Genomic DNA, 18993 nt, shown 5'->3' with positions numbered 1-18993 from the left:
TCCTGCGGACACGGGGGAACTCCGCTGCGTGGGGTCGTCGTCCCTGTCGCTGCCCGCTCGGCCGGTCCGGGAACCGCCTGGTGAGGCACTTGTCACGGCCTCGGCACGCGCGGCCCCGGGCGCAGGACGTCGGACAGCAGGCTGCGCGTGGCGTGGGCCATGAGCCCGGCCATGCGGAGGCGCGTGCGCAGCGGCACGTCCGCGAGCGTGGCCTGCCCGCGCCGTCCCGGGTCGCGGTACCGGACGTCCCGCTCCTCCACCGCCTCGACCGCGGCCGCGACCGCCGGCTCCCGAAGGCCCGCCCCACGCAGCGCACCGGGCAGCCACACCTGGAGGCTCCGCCAGCCGAGCACGAAGTCGCTGTGCCGGAAGGCCCGCCCGCCGAAGCCGCCGAACCGCACCAGGAACTCCCCGGCGAGCAGGTCGGGCACCTGCTCCTGCCCGGCGGGCGGGCGCGCATCGCCCGACGGCTGCTGCAGCAGCCGGAGCGGGGAGATGACCTCCGTGGCCACCGGCACCCGGCCGGCCACGTTCCCGGCCTCGCGCAGCGCCCGGCGCAGGACGTCGGCGGTGTCCCCTGGGGCCTCGTCACCCAGCGCCCGGCGCAGCGCCTCCTCGGCTCCGGCGCCCAGATGTGCTGCCAGGGTCCCGGCCAGCTCGTCCAGCCGGCGCAGGCGGGCGTTGACGTCCTCGATGCCGCGCAGGTCGGCGTACAACGACTCGACCGACAGTGCGGTGACCATGCGGACCAGGGTGGCGGCCCAGCTCGGTCTGCGGTCGGGATCGGTCCACCTGCCGTCGTCGCCCGGCGGGGCGGTGTGCGGGTGGACGAGGACGTGCAGTCGGCGGGGCTCCCCCTCGGCGGCCGCCGTGCCCGGCGGGACGCCCCACGCCTCTTGGTCGGCCCGGCGCGCCGCGCCGAGGGTGGCACCGAGCGGACGCCGGACGAGCGCGCCGCCGTCGGCGTACCAGAAGTGCCCGGACTCCGGGAAGTCCGCGACCCCGGACCGCCGGTAGCTCTGCTCGTCCGGCCGGCGGTCCAGCAGCCGCGGATCGAAGAGGGCGGGGTGGGACATCGAGGCGATCGCGGCGTCCAGCGGGCTGCCGCGCCGCGGCTGCAGGTACCGGTCGCGATCGTCGTCCGGGCCGAGGGTGAAGGCGGCCCCGTCCGTGTGGGTCAGGCCGCTGTGCGCCGGGCCGTCGCCCGCGCGCTCGATGAGCGAGGTCAGGCCCTGCAGGTTGCCGAGCCCGACGGTGTACTCGACCGGCCGCCGCTGCCGGGCCGCGTCCGGCACCCGGTGCACCGGATGGCCGCGCCGGTCCCGCGGCTCGAGCAGTTCGATCGTGTCGGAGTGCGCCGTCGCCATCGACAGGGGCGCGTCGCTCCGCCCGCGGGCCAGCCGCCGCAGGCCGGCGTTGCGCACCCAGGCGGCGTGCAGCACGGGCAACGGATCCAGACCGGCCAGCAGGCAGCGTGCGGCGAGCAGACCGACCATGGCGCCGGCCGACGTCCCCCCGACGGCGTCGACGCACACCGACGCGGGACGTCCGTCCCGGGAATCCCGCTCGTTGAGCCGTTGCAGCGCGACGACCAGCCCGGCCGTCGCACCCGCCTCGTACGCGCCGAGGGATGCCCCGTTGCTGATGCTGAGCGCGATCCGGACCGGATCCCCAGCGGTCATGCCGGCCGCACCCGCGAGATCCGCACCCCGCTGGCCGGGGCAGCCGGCATCCGGGACAGGTCGACGCTCAGGTCCTGGAGCGGCACGTCGTAGCTCATGGCCGTGGTCAGCAAGTAGCGGCGCACCTCCTGCACGAACCAGCGGAGGTACTCGTCGTCCTCGCGCACCCGGGCCCGGCAGTCGGGGTGCTGGTGCAGGGCGAGCGCCGCGAACGCGACGTACCGGGCCACCGCGACGGTCGGGCGCAGCACGTTGATCAGCTCGACCCGGGCCACCTCCACGCCCAGCAGTCGGCCGTCCTCGTCCCGGTGCGCGGCGATGACCCGCGCCGCGCGGCCCTCCTTCACCGGCAGGTCCCCGCTGCGGATCCGCTCGATCACCTGCCCGGCCCAGCGCTCGGCGCGGTGTCGCAGGAACTGGCCGCGGAGGTTCCGGGGCCCGGCCGAGCCGGCGCCCTCCACCATCGCGGCGAACTGACGGGTCCGGGTCGCCACCTCGTCGTCGGCGAGCGGTATGCCGCTCCACGCGCAGACCGCCCGGCACAGCACCTCACGGACGGCGTCGAAGAGGACGACGTCCTGGGCCTGCTCCCACTCGGGGATCCGAGCCTGCCACTCGCGTTCCACCAGGTCGCCCAGCTCGGTGAGGGCGGCCGGCGTCATCAGCGACATGAACATCGCCTTGCGGTGCCGGTGCGGCCGCTCGTCGAGGAGCTCGACGCTGCCGAAGTCCTGCAACAACGTCAGGGTGGTCACCGGCAGCGCCCGACGCCGGGTCATCCGGTCCGGCTCGTACAGCAGCCGCGCCGCCTCCTCCCCGTAGGCGATCACCGCCTTCCGCAGCATCAACCGCGTCTCGAAGGCGTCGGACCCCGACCGCAGGTAGCGGTGGGCGCCGAACGCGTACCCCTCCCGGAGCAGCGCGGCGCTGCTTCCGAGCCGTCCAGCCGGGCAATTCCGTCGGTGGGCACCGTGAGGTTCCCTGCGGTCACGGCAGGCTGGTCAGCGGCCGGCTGGCCCCGCCGGGCCCGGAGAGCCGGAGACTGCCCGCGCCCGCGACCCGCAGGCGCTCGTCCAGGAGGTGGTCGACCAGCCGGGACCGGGTGTCGATGGTGATCAGCAGGGTGGCCTCCAGGTCGGCGAGCTCCTCCTGCCGCCGCCGCACCTCGGCGAGCTCCTTCTCGGCGTCGCGCCGGATGGTGCGCGTGGAGTGCAGGTCCGCGTCGATGGCGGCCAGTGTGCGGGCGACGGGCCGCGCCACGACGGGCTGTGACGCGGGGGGCTGTGGCGCGAGGGGCTGTGACATGGCGTCCTCCGGGCGGAGCGGGTGGCGAGGATGCGGCCCCCCGGGAGGCGCCGCACCGTCGGATGTGCCCGCCTCGCGCACGGCCACCGCGATGCCGCCGTCCTGACACCGATCCGCAAGACGGGCGCAACATGACCGGCCACGGCGGTGCCTCCCGAGACCACGCAGTCCGTTGCGTGACCTGCTCGTGACCATGTGGCGGGACGGTGTCGGCTACGTGTCAGAGCCGCAACGGGCGGCGTTCCTCGTCCCTCGCCGGGCAGGAGATGCGTCGTCCGCTACTTCGTGGGCCGCGCTCTGCAGCGGCCCCGACTGCACAGAGGAGACGACATGAACACGAACGCTGCACGCCTCACCTCCACCCGCACGCGCCGCGCCGGCCGTACCGCCGGCGCCGTGATCGCCGCGGTCGTCGGCATGGGCGGCCTGGCTGCCTGCAGCGACGATTCGGCCGGTCCCGAGGCCGGCGGGGTATCCGTCGAGGACCTTCAGGGGGTCGAGGACCAGGTCGCGGGCCTGGACGAGCGGATCGGCGCCTTGGAGGAGGGCCTGGGTGCGGACGTCGGTGCGGACGTCGGTGCCGACGCCGTCGACCCGCTAGGGGCCGACGACGACACCGAGGCCTTCTTCGGGGACAACGAGTCCTACGTCGGCCAGGAGGTCACGGTCAGCGCGGAGGTCTCCGAGATGGTCACGACGACCGACATCGGTAGCTCGTTCCGCATCGCGGGTGAATCCGGCGACCCGATCGCCGTGATCTCGGCCTCCCCGCCCGCCGAGATGGACGCCAACGACGTCGTCCAGGTCTCGGGCACCGTCGTCCAGGTGCAGCGGGACACCTTCGAGGAGGACTTCGGCCTCGCGTCCGACGACCTCTTCGAGGACGCCGACGCGTTCTTCGAGGAGGAAGAGGGCTCGATCGCCATCTCCGCCGACCGCATCGAGGTGCTGCAGGAGCAGGGCCAGAACGACTGACCGATCGGGCAGTCGTCCACGGCGGCGGACCGGAAACCCGGTCCTCCGCCGTGGCCCGGTCCGCCTCGTGCGCAGTTCCGCTGCCCTCGACAGGACGCCACCGCCGCCGCGCGCCACACTGCCGAGAGGCGCGATCGTCAGGGGTCCGTGAACCCTCTGCGTGTGTCAAGTACTTGACGCCCGCACCGTCCGTGCACAGACCTCCCGCTTTGTGGGAAGTCGAGTCAGCGCAGACGACCGGGCTCCGGTCGAGTTCCCAGGAGAGGACCGGGTGGCCGCGGTGAGATGGTGGTCGAGAGCTGAGCTCTCCGGCTCGGAACCTGTCGGCGTTCGGCCGGAGGCCAGCGCCGACGGCGCCGGGGGTCCGAGGGACAGCGTCTCTCCCTCAGCCCCCCGGCCGGTTCCGGTGGCGCCGCACTGGGCGGTTCGAGTCCTGATCACCGGGGCGGCGGTCCTGATGCTCGCCGCGGTGGGATGGCTGTTGTTCTGGTTCCTGCTGCGCCTGCCGCTGCTGACCGTGGCCGTCGCGGTGGCGCTGCTGCTCACCGCGCTGGTCCAGCCGATCACCCGCTGGCTGCACCGCCGAGGGCTCGGCCAGGGAGTCTCCGCCCTCCTGTCGGTGCTGCTCCTCCTCGCCGTCATGACCGGTATCGGATTCCTGTTCGGGTTCCGAGCCGCCGCGAAGCTCCGGGGCCTGACGCGCCCGCTGACCGCGGGCATCGACCGCATCCGCGTGTGGCTGACCGAGGGGCCGCTCGGTTTGGATCCCCAGCAGGTCACCGAGATCCGGAACACCGTGGTCGACCGCCTCTACGCGCTGGCCCCGCAACCGGCCGCGGCCGCCCGGATGGCCGTCTACGTGCTCGCCGCCGTGATCCTGGTGGCCTTCCTGACCTTCTTCCTGCTGAAGGACGGTGCCGCCATGTGGTCCTGGCTGCTCGGCTGGGTCCCCGGCCGGCGGAGGGAGCAGGTCGACGGGGCGGGGCACGCCGCTTGGACGGTCCTGTCGCAGTACGTGCGGGGCGTCGTCGTCGTCGCCCTGATCGATGCGGTGGGCATCGGTGCGGTGCTGCTCATCCTCGGGGTGCCGCTGTGGGTCTCGCTGACCCTCCTGACGTTCATCGGCGCCTTCATCCCGCTCTTCGGCGCGACCGTCAGCGGGGCCGTGGCGGTACTGGTCACCCTCGTGACCAACGGCCTCACCGACGCCATCATCGTGCTCGTCGCGGTCCTCGTCGTGCAGCAGGTGGAGGGCAACCTGCTGCAGCCGATCATCGTCGGCCGCACGATCCGCCTGCACCCGGTGGTCATCCTCGTCGCGGTCACGGCCGGCAGCCTGCTCTGGGGGATCGCCGGCGCCCTGCTCGCGGTGCCGCTGGTGGCGGTCACCTACCGGATCCTCGGATTCCTCAGGGAGCACCCGGTGCCCCGTGCGGCGGCTCCGGAACCCGCCGGGTCCGACTCTCTGCCCGTGCCGGAACACGCGGCCTGAGGCGCGCCGGGTAGGCAGGCCGGCCGCCCCCGAGACGTCAGTCCGCCTGGTCCTGCACGATGTCCATGCCGTCCGCCGAGATGGCGACCTCTCCCCCGAAGTCGGCGAAGAAGGCAGCGGGGTCCCCGAACAGCTGGTCCGCCGCGATGCCGAAGTCGATCTCGAAGCTGTCCTCGGCGATCCGGACGACCGTGCCCGAGACCTGGACCGCGTCGCCGGTCGCAAGCTCGGCCGGCGGCGTCGCCATGACGACCAGGACGGACTCACCGCTGTCGCCCGCGATGCGGAAGGAGGCCCCGACGTCGGCCACCGTGACCGGCTCGGTGACCTCACCGCTGACCATGACGCGCTCGCCGATCAGCCCCTCGGCGTCCCCGAGGACCCCGGTCTCGTCCTCACCGGCCAGCTCCTCCTCCGGCTCGTCACCGGCAGCGCCCTCGTCATCGGCAGCCGGCTCGTCCTCGAGGAGGCCGACCCGGTCTTCGAGCGTGGTGAGACGGTCCTCGACCCCGCCGAGACGGTCCTCGAGCGCCCGCACCTCCGTGGCCGCCGGGCCGGTTCTCGGGCCGACCGGGTCGTCGCTGCACGCAGCGAGGAGGCCCACCCCGACGGCCGTGGCGAGAACCGCGGCCGCGGCCCGCCCCGCTCGTCGGGGACCGGTCCGGGCAACTCCCCCAGCACTGGCGCTCATGGCATCTCCTCTGCTCGACGCGGGCCGCAGCCGTCGCACGCGTCGCCTGCGACGGGACCTGAGTGCCCGCGCCTGGCAACCGGATGCCTGCCCGGGCCGTTCGACACGAGGCCGCAACACCACGAGCGCGTCACCCACCCCAGGCAAAGGAGGCTATGCATACGGATCGGCGCCCGAAACCGCGTGCATAGCCTCCTATGCCGTGGTCAGCCGCGCAGCACCTGGCCGAACCGGGCGCAGCTCTCCTCGATCGCCGCCTGGGCGACCGGCGAGATCGTCCCCATGTCGAAGAAGCCGTGGATCATGCCGTCGTAGCGGCGGACGTCGGCGGACACCCCCGCGGCGCGCAGCGCCTCGCCGTAGGCTTCGCCCTCGTCGCGCAGCGGGTCGAACTCGGCCGTGACGATCACCGCCGGCGGCAGACCCGAGAGGTCCGAGCCGTGCAGGGGCGATAGTCGGGGGTCCTTCGCGTCGTCCCAGGCACCGGCGTAGTGCCCGTAGAACCAGTCCATCGTGTCCTTCTCCAGGAAGTAGCCCTTGGCGTTCTCCACGCGGGACGGGTACTCCCCCTCGGCGTCCACGGCGGGGTAGATCAGGAACTGCCCGGCCAGCGGCGTGCCGTCGGCCTGCAGGACCTGCGCCACGACGGCGGAGAGGTTGCCGCCGGCGCTGTCGCCGGCGACGCCCAGCCGCTGGTCCCCGCCGAACTCGTCGAGGTGCCCGGCGATCCAGCGGGCGGCAGCGACCGCGTCGTCGGCCGCCGCCGGAAACGGGTGCTCGGGGGCGAGCCGGTAGTCGACGGCCACGACCACCGCACCGCTCCCCCGGCAGATGTTGCGGGCCATGTTGTCGTGGGTGTCGAGGTCACCGATCACCCAGCCGCCGCCGTGGAAGAAGATGACGGTCGGGAAGGGGCCCTCGCCCTCCGGGCGGTAGACCCGCGCCCGGAGGTCTCCCCCGTCGCCGGGAACCGAGCGGTCCTCCGTGCCGGCGACCGGGACCAGCTGCTCGGAGGTCCGCGCGCCGTGCGTCAGGGCCAGGTAGAGGCCGCGTCCGGCCTCGGGGGTGCCTTCGTACATCGGCGGCATCCCCGCCTCGTCCATCATGGTCAGCATCGCGGCGATGTGCGGGTCGACGGGCACAGGTCTTCTCCTTGGTGTCTGCGGAACGGAACGGAACGGAACGGAACGGAACGGAACGGCTCGCGGCGCGCGGGCGCGCCGGTCAGCGGTAGGCGAGGGACTCCTCGTCGAGGTCGAGCGCAGGCAGCGCGGTCCGTTCCTCCGCGTACTCCAGCAGGTGCGTCCACGGCTCCCGGTCGCCCCGCTTGAACATCCGGTCCGCCGAGCGCATGACGTAGCCGGAGTTGAAGTTCTCCGGCACGGCCCACGGAAGCAGGGGCATGTCCGCATCCTGCGGGCGGAGCGTCGGGACGACCGACGTCACGCCCCGCTTCTCCATGTGTGCCAGGAGCCGGCAGACGAACTCGCTGACCAGGTCGGCGCGGAGGGTCCAGCTGGCGCGGAAGTAGCCGAACACGTAGGCCATGTTGGGCACTCCGCTCATCATGATCCCGCGCCAGGTGACCCGAGAGGTGAAGTCGACCGGCTCACCGTCGACGGTGAACGCGACGCCACCGAAGAGGCTGAGGTCGAAGCCGGTCGCCGTCACGACGATGTCGGCCGCCAGCTCCTCGTCGGAGGACGTGCGGATCCCGGTCTCGGTGAAGGTCTCGATGGTGTCGGTGACGACCGACGCCCGTCCCTCGCGGATGGCGGTGAACATGTCGCCGTCGGGTAGCAGTGCCAACCGCTGTTGCCACGGCCGGTAGCTGGGGTTGAAGTGCCGGTCGATGTCGAAGCCCTCGGGCAGCTGCGGGCGCATGGACTCGATCAGCAGCTCGCGGAGCTCGTCGGGTGACTCGAAGGACATCCGGGCGATCATGTCGCCCTCGGCGATGTAGGCCCGTCGGAGGATCTCGTGCGTCCAGTCGTCGGGCACGTCCAGGGCGCGCAGCGTCTCGGCGAGCTCGTGGGTCCTGGGCCGGGCGAAGAAGAACGTCGGGGAGCGCTGCAGCATCGTGACGTGCGCGGCGGTGTCGGCGAGCGCAGGGATCAGGGTGGCGGCGGTCGCGCCCGAACCGATGACGACGACGCGCTTGCCGGCGGTGTCCAGGTCGGCCGGCCACTGCTGCGGGTGCACGACCACGCCACCGAACCGGTCGAGCCCCTCCCACCGCGGCTGGTAGGGCTGGTCGTGGTCGTAGTAGCCCTGGCACATCCAGAGGAAGCCGGTGGTGAAGCGGACCGGTTCAGCGGTGTCCTCGCGGGCGACGTCGACGGTCCAGCGCTGCTCCGCGGACGACCAGGTGGCGCTCGAGACCCGGTGCCGGTACCGGATGCGCTCACCCAACTGGTCCTCCTCGATGACCTCGTCGAGGTAGGAGAGGATCTCCTCCGACGAGGCGATCGAGGCCCCGCGCCAGGGCTTGAACTTGTAGCCGAACGTGAACAGGTCGCTGTCGGAGCGGACACCGGGATAGCGGTGGGTCCACCACGTGCCACCACGGCTGTCGAGGGCGTCGAGGATGACGAAGGATTTCCCGGGGAACTGTTCTCGCAGGTGATGGGCGGCCCCGATGCCCGAGATCCCGGCACCGACGATGAGCACGTCGACGTGCTCGGTCTCCGTGTCGGTGGTGGTGGCGGTCGTGCGCTCCGCGGTCGACGTCATGCGTGTGTGCTCCCAGGTGTCGGCTGATTCCCTCCCTTCCGGACGCTAGAGGCGGACCCTGCTGTGAGCCATGGCACAATCGGCCGCGAGTTGATGAATTCGGCCAACCCCCTGCACGCCGCTGCCCGTGGCACGGGTAGCGCGGCGCTGATGTGCGCGCTCGCCGATGAGCACGGCCTGTCCCCGACGCGGGCGATCGCCGGCACCGGCATCGACGAGGCCGCACTGAGCGATCCCGACGCGGAGATCACGGCCGAGCAGGAGGCGCGGCTGGTCGCCACGCTCGCCGCCGAGCTCCCCGAGACGGCCGGCCTCCTGGCCGGGACCCGGTACCGGCTGGCCACGTACGGGATCTGGGGCTTCGCCCTGTTGTCCAGCCGCACCCTCCGGGAGGGCCACCAGGTCGCGATGCGCTTCGTCGACCTGACCTACGCACTCACCCGCATCAGCGCGGAGGAGACCACCGACGAGGTCTCCGTCTTCTTCGACGACCTGGACGTACCGGAGCCGGTCCGCCGCTTCGTGCTGCTGCGGGACACGGCGGCAGCACTGCAGCTCTGGCGGGAGTCGCTCGGCCAGGCCGTGGTGCCCCGGCACGTCGCGCTCAGCCTTCCCGAGCCCGCCGACCCCGAGCCGTACGAAGCGACCTTCGGGGTGCGACCCCGTTTCGCCGCACCTCGTTCGGTTCTCGCGTTCGACGCGGCGCTGCTCGACCGGCCGCTCCCCCAGGCCGCTCCGCTGACCGCTGCCCTGTGCGAGGCCCAGTGCCGGGTGCTCCTGGAGCGCCGTCAGTCCCGCCGCGGGGTCAGCGGCCAGGTACGGGACCTGCTCCTGCGCGGACCGCAGCGGATGCCCCGCCAGGAGGAGGTGGCCGTGGCGCTGCACATGAGCGTGCGGACGCTGCGCCGGCACCTGGACGGCGAGGGCACGAGCTTCCGGGCCGTCGTCGACCAGACCCGCAGGCACCTGGCCGAGGAGTTGCTGGTGACCGTGGGGCTGAGCGTCGAGCAGGTCGCGGAGCGCATCGGCTACTCCGAGGCCTCGGCCTTCGTGCACGCGTTCCAGCGTTGGAACGGCGTCAGCCCGCGGCGATGGGCCCAGTCGGCCGGTGCAGCCGAACGGGGATGACGGGGACGCCGACCGGCGTCCGGCCGCGTGCACCGCTGGTGGTCGACTTCCCGCCAGTTCATGTGTAGCAGTTTCCGCCGGCACTCATGAGGACAATTTTCTCGTTCTAAGGTCGCGGGCCTCAGATCGGAGCTGATGCCATGACCGCTCGGAGCACCGGCGCGTTCGCCCTTCCCGACCACCTCGTCGCCAAGGCCGATCCGGCGCTGATCGCCGGCGACGAGCATCACCTCACGACCATCGCCGAGAGCCTCGGGCAGTCGGTGGCCGACCTGTCCGATCGCCTCGACACCCTGCGCCGGGCATCCGGCGGAACCGGCCAGGAGGCGCTCGACCGGGACCTGGAGATCCACTACCTGACCGCGCGGCTGCGCACCCTGCACCGCTTCGGCCTGGACCTCTGCCTTGGGCGCATCGTGTACGCGGCGGATCCCGACCCCGTCTACGTCGGACGCCTCGGCCTGACCGACAGCGCAGGGCGCCGGCTGCTGGTCGACTGGCGCTCCCCGGCGGCCGAGCCGTTCTTCGCGGCGACCCACGCCGACCCGATGGGCCTGGTGAGCCGCCGCAGGTACCGCTGGACCCGCGGCCGGGTCACCGACTTCTGGGACGAGGTCTTCACCGCGGACGGGATGAAGGGACATGCCGCGCTCGACGACCAGTCAGCCTTCATCGCCAGCCTCGGCGGCAACCGCTCGGCCCGGATGCGTGACGTGCTCGGCACCATCCAGGCCGATCAGGACGCCATCATCCGCGCGGGATCCGGGGGCGCCCTCGTCGTCGACGGCGGCCCGGGGACCGGGAAGACCGTCGTCGCGTTGCACCGCACCGCCTACCTGCTCCACTCCGACTCCCGCCTCGCGCAGCGCCGGGGCGGCGCGCTCTTCGTCGGTCCGCACCGGCCATACCTGGCCTACGTCTCCGACGTCCTACCGAGCCTCGGGGAGAAGAGCGTGCGGACGTGCACGCTGCGGGACCTGGTTCCCGAAGGAACCGCGGCAGTGGCCGAGTCCGACCCGGAGGTGGCCCGGCTGAAGGCCTCCATGGACGTGGGAGCGGTGATCGAGGCGGCGGTCCGGTTCTACGAGGAGTCGCCGCGCACAGGGATCACGGTCGAGACCGACTCGGCCGACATCTGGCTGAACGCGGACGACTGGGCCGCGGCGTTCGAGGCGCCGGATCCCGGCACCCCGCACAACGAGGCGCGGGACCAGGTCTGGGACGAGCTGCTCACGATCCTGATGGACGGGTACGACGGCGAAGAGCCGGCCGAGCTGCTCCGGCAGTCGCTGTCGCAGAACGCAGGACTGCTCCGGGCTTTCGACCGGTCGTGGCCGTTGCTCGACGCGGCGGACCTCGTCGGGGACCTGTGGTCGGTACCCGCCTACCTGCGCAGGTGCGGGCCCTGGCTCGGTGCGGAGGGCATCCGGAAGCTGCAGCGCGCCGACGCCCGGGCGTGGACGGTGTCGGACCTGCCGTTCCTCGACGCGGCGCGGCAGCGACTCGGCGATCCGGAGGCGTCGCGGCGCAGGCGCCGGCAGGAGGCCGCCGTCGCCGCCGACCGCGCGCGCATGGCCGATGTCATCGACCGGCTCATCGAGGCCGACGACGACGGTGTCGGCCTGGTGCAGAGCCTGCGCCACGGGGACCTCCGGGACGCCCTCGTTGACGAGGCCGCGCAGCCCCGCACCGATCCTGACGTGCTCGCCGGCCCGTTCGCGCACGTCGTCGTCGACGAGGCCCAGGAATTGACCGACGCGGAGTGGCAGATGCTGCTGCTGCGCTGCCCGTCCCGCAGCTTCACGATCGTCGGGGACCGTGCTCAGGCACGGCACGGGTTCCCCGAGTCCTGGCGGGAACGGCTCGACCGGATCGGGCTCGACCGGGTCACCGTCGCCTCGCTGACCCTCAACTACCGGACACCGGCGGAGGTCATGGCGGCGGCCGAGCCGGTCATCCGGTCCGCGCTCCCGGACGCCAACGTGCCGACCTCCATCCGGAGCAGCGGTGTCCCCGTCGTCCACGGATCGAGCGCGGAGCTCGGTCCGGTCCTCGACACCTGGCTCGCCGAGCACGCCGAGGGGACCGCCTGCGTGATCGGCGATCCCACGTTCCGGCCGACGTCCCGCGTCCGATCGCTGACACCGGTGCTCGCGAAGGGGCTGGAGTTCGACCTGGTCGTCCTCGTCGACCCGCAGACGTTCGGCTCGGGCATCGAAGGAGCGGTCGACCGCTACGTCGCGATGACGCGGGCGACCCAGCGGCTCGTCGTCCTGACCAGTTCCTGACCGCCGGCCCCGGCGCGGGGACCGTCCGCATGGCTGCTCAGGGTCCGCGACTCAGTCGTCCCCGGGCGGCGGTGCGGCCGCGAGGACGATCAGCTGACGGAGGCACTGGTCCCGGACACGCTCCGGGAAGCCCCTCGCGAGGCGGTGTACACGATGCGCTCCTGCTCCGATAGGTCATCAGGCCTCCTCCGGTCGGAGTGGACGCGCTGATGATCTGGCTGCGGGCCTGGCTGGTGCCAGCGGGCCCGGCACCTCCGTGCGCGCGCTTCCCTCACTGCTCCGGCCCGACGGTGCCGGCCGCGCGGGCGGCGGCGAAGCCGATGACGGCGGCGAGGAGGAGCAGAACCCCGCCGAAGTAGTAGACGGCGCGAACTCCCAGCGTGTCGGCGACCAGCCCGCCGACGCCCAGGCTGACCAGGCGCCCGGCCTGCCAGAGCAGATCCATCAGTGCGAACACCCGGCCCCGGGTGCGTTCGGTGACGTGCGACTGGAGCAGGCTGTTGAACGTGACCGCGCCGGTGGAGGTGCCCAGTCCGTACACGGCGAGCGCGGCGGCGGCGACGGGCAGGGAGCGGACCGAGGCGAGCACCAGGTCGATGAGACCCCGGAGGACGTACGGGCCGAACACGAACAGCGGCCGGCGCGGATCGGGGATCAGCCGCAGCAACAGGGTGGGCCCCAGGGCGGCGCCCACCCCGATCGCTCCCACCAGGATGCCGTAGGCGTTCGGCGGCGCCCCCAGGTGTTCGGCGGCGAGGACGACCAGCAGCGCGCTGGTCGCGCCGGCCGACAGCGCGGCGAGCAGCTGCCCGATGGCCAGGGCACGCAGCAGGCGGTCGCCACCGACCAGGGCGACCCCCTCGCGGGCATCGGCCAGCAGCCGGCGGCGGCCGACCTCGCGCGGTGGCTCGGCCGGTCGCAGCCCGTGCAGCGCCAGCGCCGACACGACGAAGCTGGCGGAATTGAGGCCGAACGCCCAGCCCGGGCCGACGAGCGCGACCAGGCCCCCCGACAGCGGGGCCAGCACGATCTGCGACAGCACCGCCGCGGTCCACGTCGCACTGTTGGCCGCAACGACCTCCCGGTCGGAGACGATCGAGGGCAGCACGCTGTTGGCGGCCGGATTGAAGAACACAGCCCCGGCCGACAGACCGAACGCGACCGCGTACAGGACGAGCGGGTCGTCGTGCCAGACCACGAGCACGCCGGCGAAGAATGCGCGGACGAGGTCGGCGGCGACCATCACCTGGACGCGGGGCAGCCGGTCGACGACCACACCGGCGAGCGGGGCGAGCAGCAGGACGGGGACGATCTCGGCGACGACGACGCCCGCCACACCCAGCCCCGAGCCGGTCAGCCGGTAGATCAGGATCGCCAGCGCGACGAAGCTGAAGACATCACCCCACTGGCTGACGGTGCGCGCCGTCCACAGCCGTCGGAAGTCCGGCTGCGCCAGCACGGCACGCATCCCCGGCCGTCGTCGGCCCTCCGCCGCCACGTGCCCGCCCTTCCGGGTCAGATCTGCAGCTGCCGCTCGTCCCCGGTTCGCCATTCGAGCATGACGATGCTGGCGTCGTCCTGGAGGTGGTCGGCCTGATGGGTGAGCACGCGGCGCATCAGCCGACGCAGGGTCTCCGGTGCGGGATCGCCATCGGCACTGGCCCGGTGGATGAAGTCCGCGAGCCGCTCGTCGCCGAAGAACTCGCCGTCCGGGGAGCGGGCCTCCACGATCCCGTCGGTGTAGAGGACGACCCTGTCCCCGGCGTGCAGGGATGCCTCGCAGACATCGGGCTTCCTGGTCTGCAGCCCGAGTGGTGGATGTGGCTTGCAGGGACCCGGCCGCAGCAGCGCGCCGTCCCGGACGATCAGCGGGTCAGGATGGCCGGCGTTGACCCATCGCAGCTGGCCGGTGTCCAGATGCAGGCGCGCGATGGCGGCGGTGGCGAACCGGCTGCCGGTGAACTGACCGGCGAGAACGTCGTTCATCGCCGCCGCGATGTCGGGCAGATCCCACATGTTGCGGCGCGCGTGGCGGTAGGCGCCCACGGCCGCCGAAGCCAGCAGCGCGGCGGGAAGCCCGTGGCCGACGGCGTCGAGGACCATCAGGTCGGCCGTGGGGCCGTTGACGGCGTAGTCGAAGGTGTCACCGCCGATGTCGTAGGCCGGCTCGAGGGCGCCGGCGATCACGACCCGGTCGGAGCCGAAGCTGAGCGGGGGCAGCAGTTCCCACTGGATCTCGGCCGCCAGGCTGAGCGTCTTGCGTCGCCGGAGCTGGGCGAAGATGTCGGTGTACTGGTCGTTCACCACGAAGAGCTCGCTGGCCAGCGAGACCAAGGCGCGAAGCCGTGCCTCGAGCGTCGGGGTGAGGTCCCGGACGAGCATCTCGACCACGCCGAGCCGTTCCACCCCGTTGAGCAGCGGCATCCACAAGCGCCTGGTGCGGATGTCCACCCGGGTGGAGAGCACCTCCACCCGGCGGAACGCCCGCCCCCCGACGGACCCCTCGACGCTGAGCTCCTGCCGAGGTGGCACGCCCTCGCCACGCACGGGTTGCAGCAGGAGCTGCTCGTAGTCCGTGAGGTACACGACGGTCTCCTCGGCACCGAGCTGGCGGCCGCGGCTGGCCACCGCCGCGGACAGCCGGTCGGGGGCCAGCAGGTGCACGTCGTCCAGGAAGGCCTGCAGCGGGTCATCGTCGGTCACAGCGCACAACCCTCGCAGGTGCGACGGCGCACCACATCGTGGCGTGCGACTCAGCCGCCCATTCGCGCACCCACCTGGTCCCCGGGCGCGAGCGCCCCGAGACGGAAGAAGACGCCGGGGCCGAGCTCCGCGGAGTCGACGTGCCCGAGCAGCACGGAGGGACCGACGGCTCCCGGGGGCGGCGAGTCGCGGTACCAGCCGGCCTGGTCGACCGCCGACAGGGGCGGCACCTCCACCGTGCCGTCGTCCTGCAGGCCCAGCGAGACCGGTTCGGCCACGTCGGCGGCCGGCGGTGGAGACGCCGGGGCGGGTGCGGCGGCAAATGACCCGGCCGGTGGCCCGGACGGTGCGACGGCAGTCGACCCGGTCGGAGCGGCGGTCTGCTCCATGGCGACGACGCCCACGTCTGCGGCCGGTTGCGGAGCACTCTGCTGACCGCTCACGGCCACGACCAGGGCGACCGCGCCGACCAGTGCGAGGAGCACGGCGAGCATCGTCCAGCTGCGGGCGCTCCCGCTGCCCGATCCTCCGGCCATGGTCTGTCCTCCGAGTGGCGGGCTGAGCGGACCGCCGCGCCGCACGGGTGGTCCCGTGCGGCGCGGCGGTGTGCTCACTGCGGGTCGATCAGGCCTGGTCGGCGGCCTGACGACGGCGGTACGCAACCGCACCGGCGGCAGCCGCACCGGCGACGGCGACCGCGCCGACACCCATCGCGGCCTCGTGCTCGATGCCGGCGGTGCTGCCCGCGCCGGTCTCGGCGCCACCGGTGGGCATCTGACCCATCTGGGAGGCGGTGAAGGCACCACAGGCGGCCGGGGCGGTGGCCTCCAGCGGCAGCTCGGGGTTGAGCTCGCTCATTGCCTCACCGTCGTAGGCGCCGCTGTTGTCGGGGTCGATGCCGTGCACGACCAGGACGGCGGTGCCGGCCTCGAATGAGTCCACCACGCTCGGGTCGACGGTGAAGGTCCGCTCGTAGGTGAACGAGCCGCCCTCTGCGGTCGGGAAGCGCTCGACGGCCAGGGCGCTGTCCGCGCTGGTGTCACCCGTCGTGGTCAGCGAGGTGCCGATGGAGCCGTAGAACGGCTGCCCCTCGACGGTGCTGATGATCCCGTCGCCGTTCTCGTCCGCGGACGCCGGCGGGCACACCCCCTCCGCTCCGATGTGGAAGTGCTGCGCGTGCGGCGCACCGGCCAGCAGTCCGGAGGCCTCGACGGTGACGGTGGCCTGGTCGCCCTGGAAGGTCACCATGCCCATGCCGGTGGCGCCCGAGTCGTTCAGGGCACCGAGCTCGGCCTGGTAGCTGCCATCGGCGGCCGAGGCAGCGCTCATGGTCAGCAGCGGGAAGGCGGCGGCCGCGATCGCGACGGCGGGCATTGCGAGGGTCTTGCGCATGGAGACTCCCTTGTCTGGGGCGCCACCATCCGGGAGGACGGCGGCGTCGAAGGCGGTCGGGAACCGGCTCCGGGATGGGTGGAGGGGCGCTTGTTGCACCATCCGCTCGTTCAGGCGTGCAGCCCCAACGTGACGGGCAGGTCCCCCCGGCTGCGGATGCAGCGCCAGATCCCGCACCTCCGTCTGACGCTTGATCACATGCCCGCGTCGGTCCAGCCAGCAAACGGGCTACGACCGGATTGCCCGTTACGGTTTCATGACGGGCATGACCCTCTCCGGGCGCCTGCTCACTGCGAGTAGTCGGCCGACCCTCGCCGGCTGCCCGCAGAAGCGTGATCCGTCCTCGTTCCCCGCACGCTCCCCCATCGAATGGCCTGTGCCACGAGTGGATGTGCCGGTTCGGCGCCGTCAGTCCCGACGTCGGTCGGCCCTGGGCACGGCGCCGGTGTCGGTCAGCTCCCGTGCGATGTCGACCAGCTTGCGGTTCATCTCCTGGGAGACGCGGGTCAGGACGCCGAACGCCTGATCGGCCGTGATCCTGTGCCGCTCCATGAGGATGCCCTTCGCCTGCCCGATGACGTCCCGGTTGCTCAGCCCGGCGCGCAGGTTCGATTCGTGCTCAGCGCCGGCCAGTGCCACTGCGGCGTGGCTGGCGAAGATCAGTGCGATGTCCTGGCTGTCGTCGTCGAACGCGCCCGGCGTCCGTGCGTACAGGTTCAACGCGCCGAGCTGGTCGCCCACGACGAAGAGCTGGAAGCACATCATGCTGCCGACACCGAGGTCGGACGCCTCCCGCGCGAACTCCGGCCAGCGTTCGTCGGAAGCGACGTCGTCCACGCGGACGACCTCCTCCTCCCACACCGCGTCCAGACATGGGCCTTGCTCCAGGCGCTCCTGCAGCGAGTCCACGCCCTTGGGCAGGTCGCTGGTCCAGGCGCGCGGCTCCACCTTTTTGCGGCCGATCACGTAGGTGATCCCGCAGTCCTCCGCGTTGGGCACGGTGCCGACGGCCGCCGCAGCGATCGCCTGCAGCGTCGCCTCCACGTCGCCGTGCTCCTCCTGGAGCCGCCGCGCCACCCGGCTCATCCTCTCGCCCAGGTGGTCCGTGGTTGCGTTCCCACCCTCGTTGTCGTCCACGGCGACCGTCATGGTCCAAAACTACTGGGTCGCTCCGCTGCCACGGTGCTCGGAACTGATCCGACTCGTGGATCGAGCCGTCGCCATGCACGGTGTGCCGCCCGGGCCCTGGTATCGCCGGAGCTCCGGCGACTGCCTCAGGAGACCGTGTAGCCCTCGGGACCGACGGTGAGCTCGCCGTCGCGCGGATCGGCCGAGAAGACCAGCACCGCCTCCCGCCGGCTCTCCGGGGGGACGTACGCGATCGTCGCCGACGCCTGTTCCACCTGGCGGCCGTCCCGGACGATCTGACCGCTGACCTGCACCGCCTCGGCCGTGGTGCCACCGTCGTTGCGCACCCGGAGGCGGACCTCGTATCCGGCGCCCACCTGCTCCACCGCGGTGACCTCGACGGCCAGCTGCGGGCCGCTCTCCCGGACGGCCAGGGCCTGGTAGCCGAGGAAGGCGATCAGGAGCAGCACCAGTAGCCCGCCCAGCCCACCCACGGCGTACTCGGCCGCTGACGTACCACCGGAGCCCTGGTCCTGGCTGTCCTCGTCGGATCCAGACATGCGTGTCCCTCTCGTCACAGGATGAGCCGGGCCGCCGCAGCGCCCAGGCTCGCGGGAAGGGCCAGGACCACCGACTCGGTGACCACCATGAGCAGCCCGATGTCCTCGAAGCGGCCGAGCGTCCACAGCAGATAGGCAGCGACGCACAAGGCGAGCGCGTACCCCACGATCGTGAAGGTCGCGAAGGACTGGACCGGCCCTTCGTACTCCTCCTCCCCGCCGAAGCCGACCCCGTAGACGAAGGCGTGCATCAGCGCGAGGCTGAGGGCGACGAGGACCAGCGTGTGCCAGGGGGTCATCGTCGCCGCGAGGAGCACGATCTCCTCCGTCGGCGCCACGTTGGCCGCGAAGACCACCGCCCCGGCCACCATCAGGGAGAGCTCGTGGCCGTACCCGGACTTGCTCGGGAAGGCGCTGCCCTCCCCGAGCTGGGCCCGGGCGTAGGAAGCGCCGACGGCGGCCGGCAGCATGGCCAGCAGGAGGATGGAGACCGCGTCCCGCCAGTCCCGCAGCCAGTCGAGGACGTCGAGCGTCGTGAGGATGACCGCGGCAGCGAGGGCGGCCGCGAGGAAGGCCACCCCGGCGTCGACCAGGCTGGCCCGCCAGCCGGATCGTCCGGAGCCTCCGAGGTTGCGAGCGAGGCCGATCACCAGCAGGACCGTGCCGACGGTGAGGGCGGCCACCCGGTAGCGGTCGACGGCCAGGCCCAGCCGCCACACCTCCATCGTCATCAACAGGGGCATGGCGAAGAGCAGCGCGCCTCCGATGCCGCGACCGAAGCCCTTGACCAGTTGGCGCGCGTCGGTCGGCTGCGGCATCGCGCTCCCAGTCAGGTCAGGCAGGGTCCGCAGGGGCTGAACGCGGTCGGTCGGTCGGGGCGGTCGTCCGGCCGACACCGACCTGTCCCTATCACGGG

Annotated in this window: 17 protein-coding genes; 4 read left to right on the top strand and 13 right to left on the bottom strand. The window is 72.5% G+C overall.

The annotated features are described in order from the left end of the window. Nucleotides 1-92: 92 nt before the first annotated feature. From BLASA_RS07790 to BLASA_RS07780, 3 genes are all read right to left on the bottom strand, one after another. Nucleotides 93-1682, bottom strand: coding sequence for a patatin-like phospholipase family protein (locus BLASA_RS07790; protein ID WP_014375540.1), 1590 nt, complete (start codon nt 1680-1682; stop codon nt 93-95). Further along, entirely contained in the window at nt 1679-2527 is an 849-nt protein-coding gene (locus BLASA_RS07785) for a cytochrome P450 (RefSeq protein ID WP_014375539.1), read from the bottom strand. The genes BLASA_RS07790 and BLASA_RS07785 overlap by 4 nt, the downstream gene beginning before the upstream one ends. A gap of 142 nt (nt 2528-2669) precedes the next feature. After that, nucleotides 2670-2942: a hypothetical protein gene (locus BLASA_RS07780; RefSeq protein WP_014375538.1), complete on the bottom strand. Its 273-nt coding sequence runs from the start codon at nt 2940-2942 to the stop codon at nt 2670-2672. 375 nt (nt 2943-3317) lie between these two features. Here BLASA_RS07780 and BLASA_RS07775 point away from each other — a divergent pair, with 375 nt between their 5' ends. Continuing rightward, nucleotides 3318-3962, top strand: coding sequence for a hypothetical protein (locus tag BLASA_RS07775; RefSeq protein WP_014375537.1), 645 nt, complete (start codon nt 3318-3320; stop codon nt 3960-3962). A gap of 406 nt (nt 3963-4368) precedes the next feature. Then, nucleotides 4369-5454 carry an AI-2E family transporter gene (locus tag BLASA_RS07770; RefSeq protein WP_014375536.1) on the top strand — a complete coding sequence of 362 codons (1086 nt, stop codon included), beginning with the start codon at nt 4369-4371 and terminating at the stop codon, nt 5452-5454. A 37-nt stretch (nt 5455-5491) separates the two neighbouring features. On the opposite strand, the gene BLASA_RS07765 is transcribed toward BLASA_RS07770, so the two are convergent. From BLASA_RS07765 to BLASA_RS07755, 3 genes are all read right to left on the bottom strand, one after another. Beyond that, entirely contained in the window at nt 5492-6145 is a 654-nt protein-coding gene (locus tag BLASA_RS07765) for a hypothetical protein (RefSeq protein ID WP_014375535.1), read from the bottom strand. Between the two features lie 206 nt (nt 6146-6351). Next, complete coding sequence (locus BLASA_RS07760) at nt 6352-7287, bottom strand: alpha/beta hydrolase (protein WP_014375534.1); 936 nt, start codon at nt 7285-7287, stop codon at nt 6352-6354. A gap of 82 nt (nt 7288-7369) precedes the next feature. After that, entirely contained in the window at nt 7370-8878 is a 1509-nt protein-coding gene (locus BLASA_RS07755; protein ID WP_014375533.1) for a flavin-containing monooxygenase, read from the bottom strand. Nucleotides 8879-8971: 93 nt separating this feature from the next. Here BLASA_RS07755 and BLASA_RS07750 point away from each other — a divergent pair, with 93 nt between their 5' ends. Beyond that, nucleotides 8972-10006: an AraC family transcriptional regulator gene (locus tag BLASA_RS07750; RefSeq protein WP_197536275.1), complete on the top strand. Its 1035-nt coding sequence runs from the start codon at nt 8972-8974 to the stop codon at nt 10004-10006. Between the two features lie 140 nt (nt 10007-10146). Beyond that, nucleotides 10147-12294, top strand: coding sequence for an RNA polymerase recycling motor ATPase HelR (gene helR, locus BLASA_RS07745; RefSeq protein WP_014375531.1), 2148 nt, complete (start codon nt 10147-10149; stop codon nt 12292-12294). A 271-nt stretch (nt 12295-12565) separates the two neighbouring features. Here the strand turns inward: helR and BLASA_RS07740 are convergent, their stop codons facing one another. From BLASA_RS07740 to BLASA_RS07710, 7 genes are all read right to left on the bottom strand, one after another. Beyond that, nucleotides 12566-13762, bottom strand: coding sequence for an MFS transporter (locus BLASA_RS07740; RefSeq protein ID WP_014375530.1), 1197 nt, complete (start codon nt 13760-13762; stop codon nt 12566-12568). Between the two features lie 47 nt (nt 13763-13809). Beyond that, entirely contained in the window at nt 13810-14997 is a 1188-nt protein-coding gene (locus tag BLASA_RS07735; protein WP_014375529.1) for a PP2C family protein-serine/threonine phosphatase, read from the bottom strand. 50 nt (nt 14998-15047) lie between these two features. Continuing rightward, nucleotides 15048-15533 (bottom strand): sortase domain-bontaining protein, encoded by a 486-nt coding sequence (locus tag BLASA_RS07730; RefSeq protein WP_014375528.1) that lies wholly within the window; start codon nt 15531-15533, stop codon nt 15048-15050. A gap of 88 nt (nt 15534-15621) precedes the next feature. Continuing rightward, the gene (locus BLASA_RS07725) at nt 15622-16389 is read right to left on the bottom strand and encodes a hypothetical protein (protein ID WP_014375527.1); all 768 of its coding nucleotides are present in this window, start codon (nt 16387-16389) and stop codon (nt 15622-15624) included. Nucleotides 16390-16797: 408 nt separating this feature from the next. Then, a complete protein-coding gene (locus BLASA_RS07720; RefSeq protein ID WP_014375526.1) occupies nt 16798-17538 on the bottom strand; it encodes a GAF and ANTAR domain-containing protein in 741 nt (246 codons plus the stop codon). Between the two features lie 125 nt (nt 17539-17663). Beyond that, a complete protein-coding gene (locus BLASA_RS07715; protein ID WP_014375525.1) occupies nt 17664-18077 on the bottom strand; it encodes a hypothetical protein in 414 nt (137 codons plus the stop codon). A 14-nt stretch (nt 18078-18091) separates the two neighbouring features. Then, complete coding sequence (locus BLASA_RS07710) at nt 18092-18895, bottom strand: TIGR02587 family membrane protein (protein WP_014375524.1); 804 nt, start codon at nt 18893-18895, stop codon at nt 18092-18094. Nucleotides 18896-18993 lie beyond the last annotated feature (98 nt).

The sequence above is a fragment of the Blastococcus saxobsidens DD2 genome (genome assembly GCF_000284015.1).
Taxonomy (GTDB): Bacteria; Actinomycetota; Actinomycetes; order Mycobacteriales; family Geodermatophilaceae; genus Blastococcus; species Blastococcus saxobsidens_A.
Note: the sequence above shows the minus strand (reverse complement) of the source record. Positions and strands in the feature narration are given on the sequence as shown.

Coding starts and splice junctions, on each gene's coding strand:
- BLASA_RS07715 (WP_014375525.1), bottom strand. CDS start 18,077: ATGTCTGGATCCGACGAGGACAGCCAGGACCAGGGCTCCGGTGGTACG.
- helR (WP_014375531.1), top strand. CDS start 10,147: ATGACCGCTCGGAGCACCGGCGCGTTCGCCCTTCCCGACCACCTCGTC.
- BLASA_RS07785 (WP_014375539.1), bottom strand. CDS start 2,527: ATGCTGCGGAAGGCGGTGATCGCCTACGGGGAGGAGGCGGCGCGGCTG.
- BLASA_RS07755 (WP_014375533.1), bottom strand. CDS start 8,878: ATGACGTCGACCGCGGAGCGCACGACCGCCACCACCACCGACACGGAG.
- BLASA_RS07720 (WP_014375526.1), bottom strand. CDS start 17,538: ATGACGGTCGCCGTGGACGACAACGAGGGTGGGAACGCAACCACGGAC.
- BLASA_RS07725 (WP_014375527.1), bottom strand. CDS start 16,389: ATGCGCAAGACCCTCGCAATGCCCGCCGTCGCGATCGCGGCCGCCGCC.
- BLASA_RS07775 (WP_014375537.1), top strand. CDS start 3,318: ATGAACACGAACGCTGCACGCCTCACCTCCACCCGCACGCGCCGCGCC.
- BLASA_RS07750 (WP_197536275.1), top strand. CDS start 8,972: ATGAATTCGGCCAACCCCCTGCACGCCGCTGCCCGTGGCACGGGTAGC.
- BLASA_RS07730 (WP_014375528.1), bottom strand. CDS start 15,533: ATGGCCGGAGGATCGGGCAGCGGGAGCGCCCGCAGCTGGACGATGCTC.
- BLASA_RS07765 (WP_014375535.1), bottom strand. CDS start 6,145: ATGAGCGCCAGTGCTGGGGGAGTTGCCCGGACCGGTCCCCGACGAGCG.
- BLASA_RS07710 (WP_014375524.1), bottom strand. CDS start 18,895: ATGCCGCAGCCGACCGACGCGCGCCAACTGGTCAAGGGCTTCGGTCGC.
- BLASA_RS07790 (WP_014375540.1), bottom strand. CDS start 1,682: ATGACCGCTGGGGATCCGGTCCGGATCGCGCTCAGCATCAGCAACGGG.
- BLASA_RS07740 (WP_014375530.1), bottom strand. CDS start 13,762: ATGCGTGCCGTGCTGGCGCAGCCGGACTTCCGACGGCTGTGGACGGCG.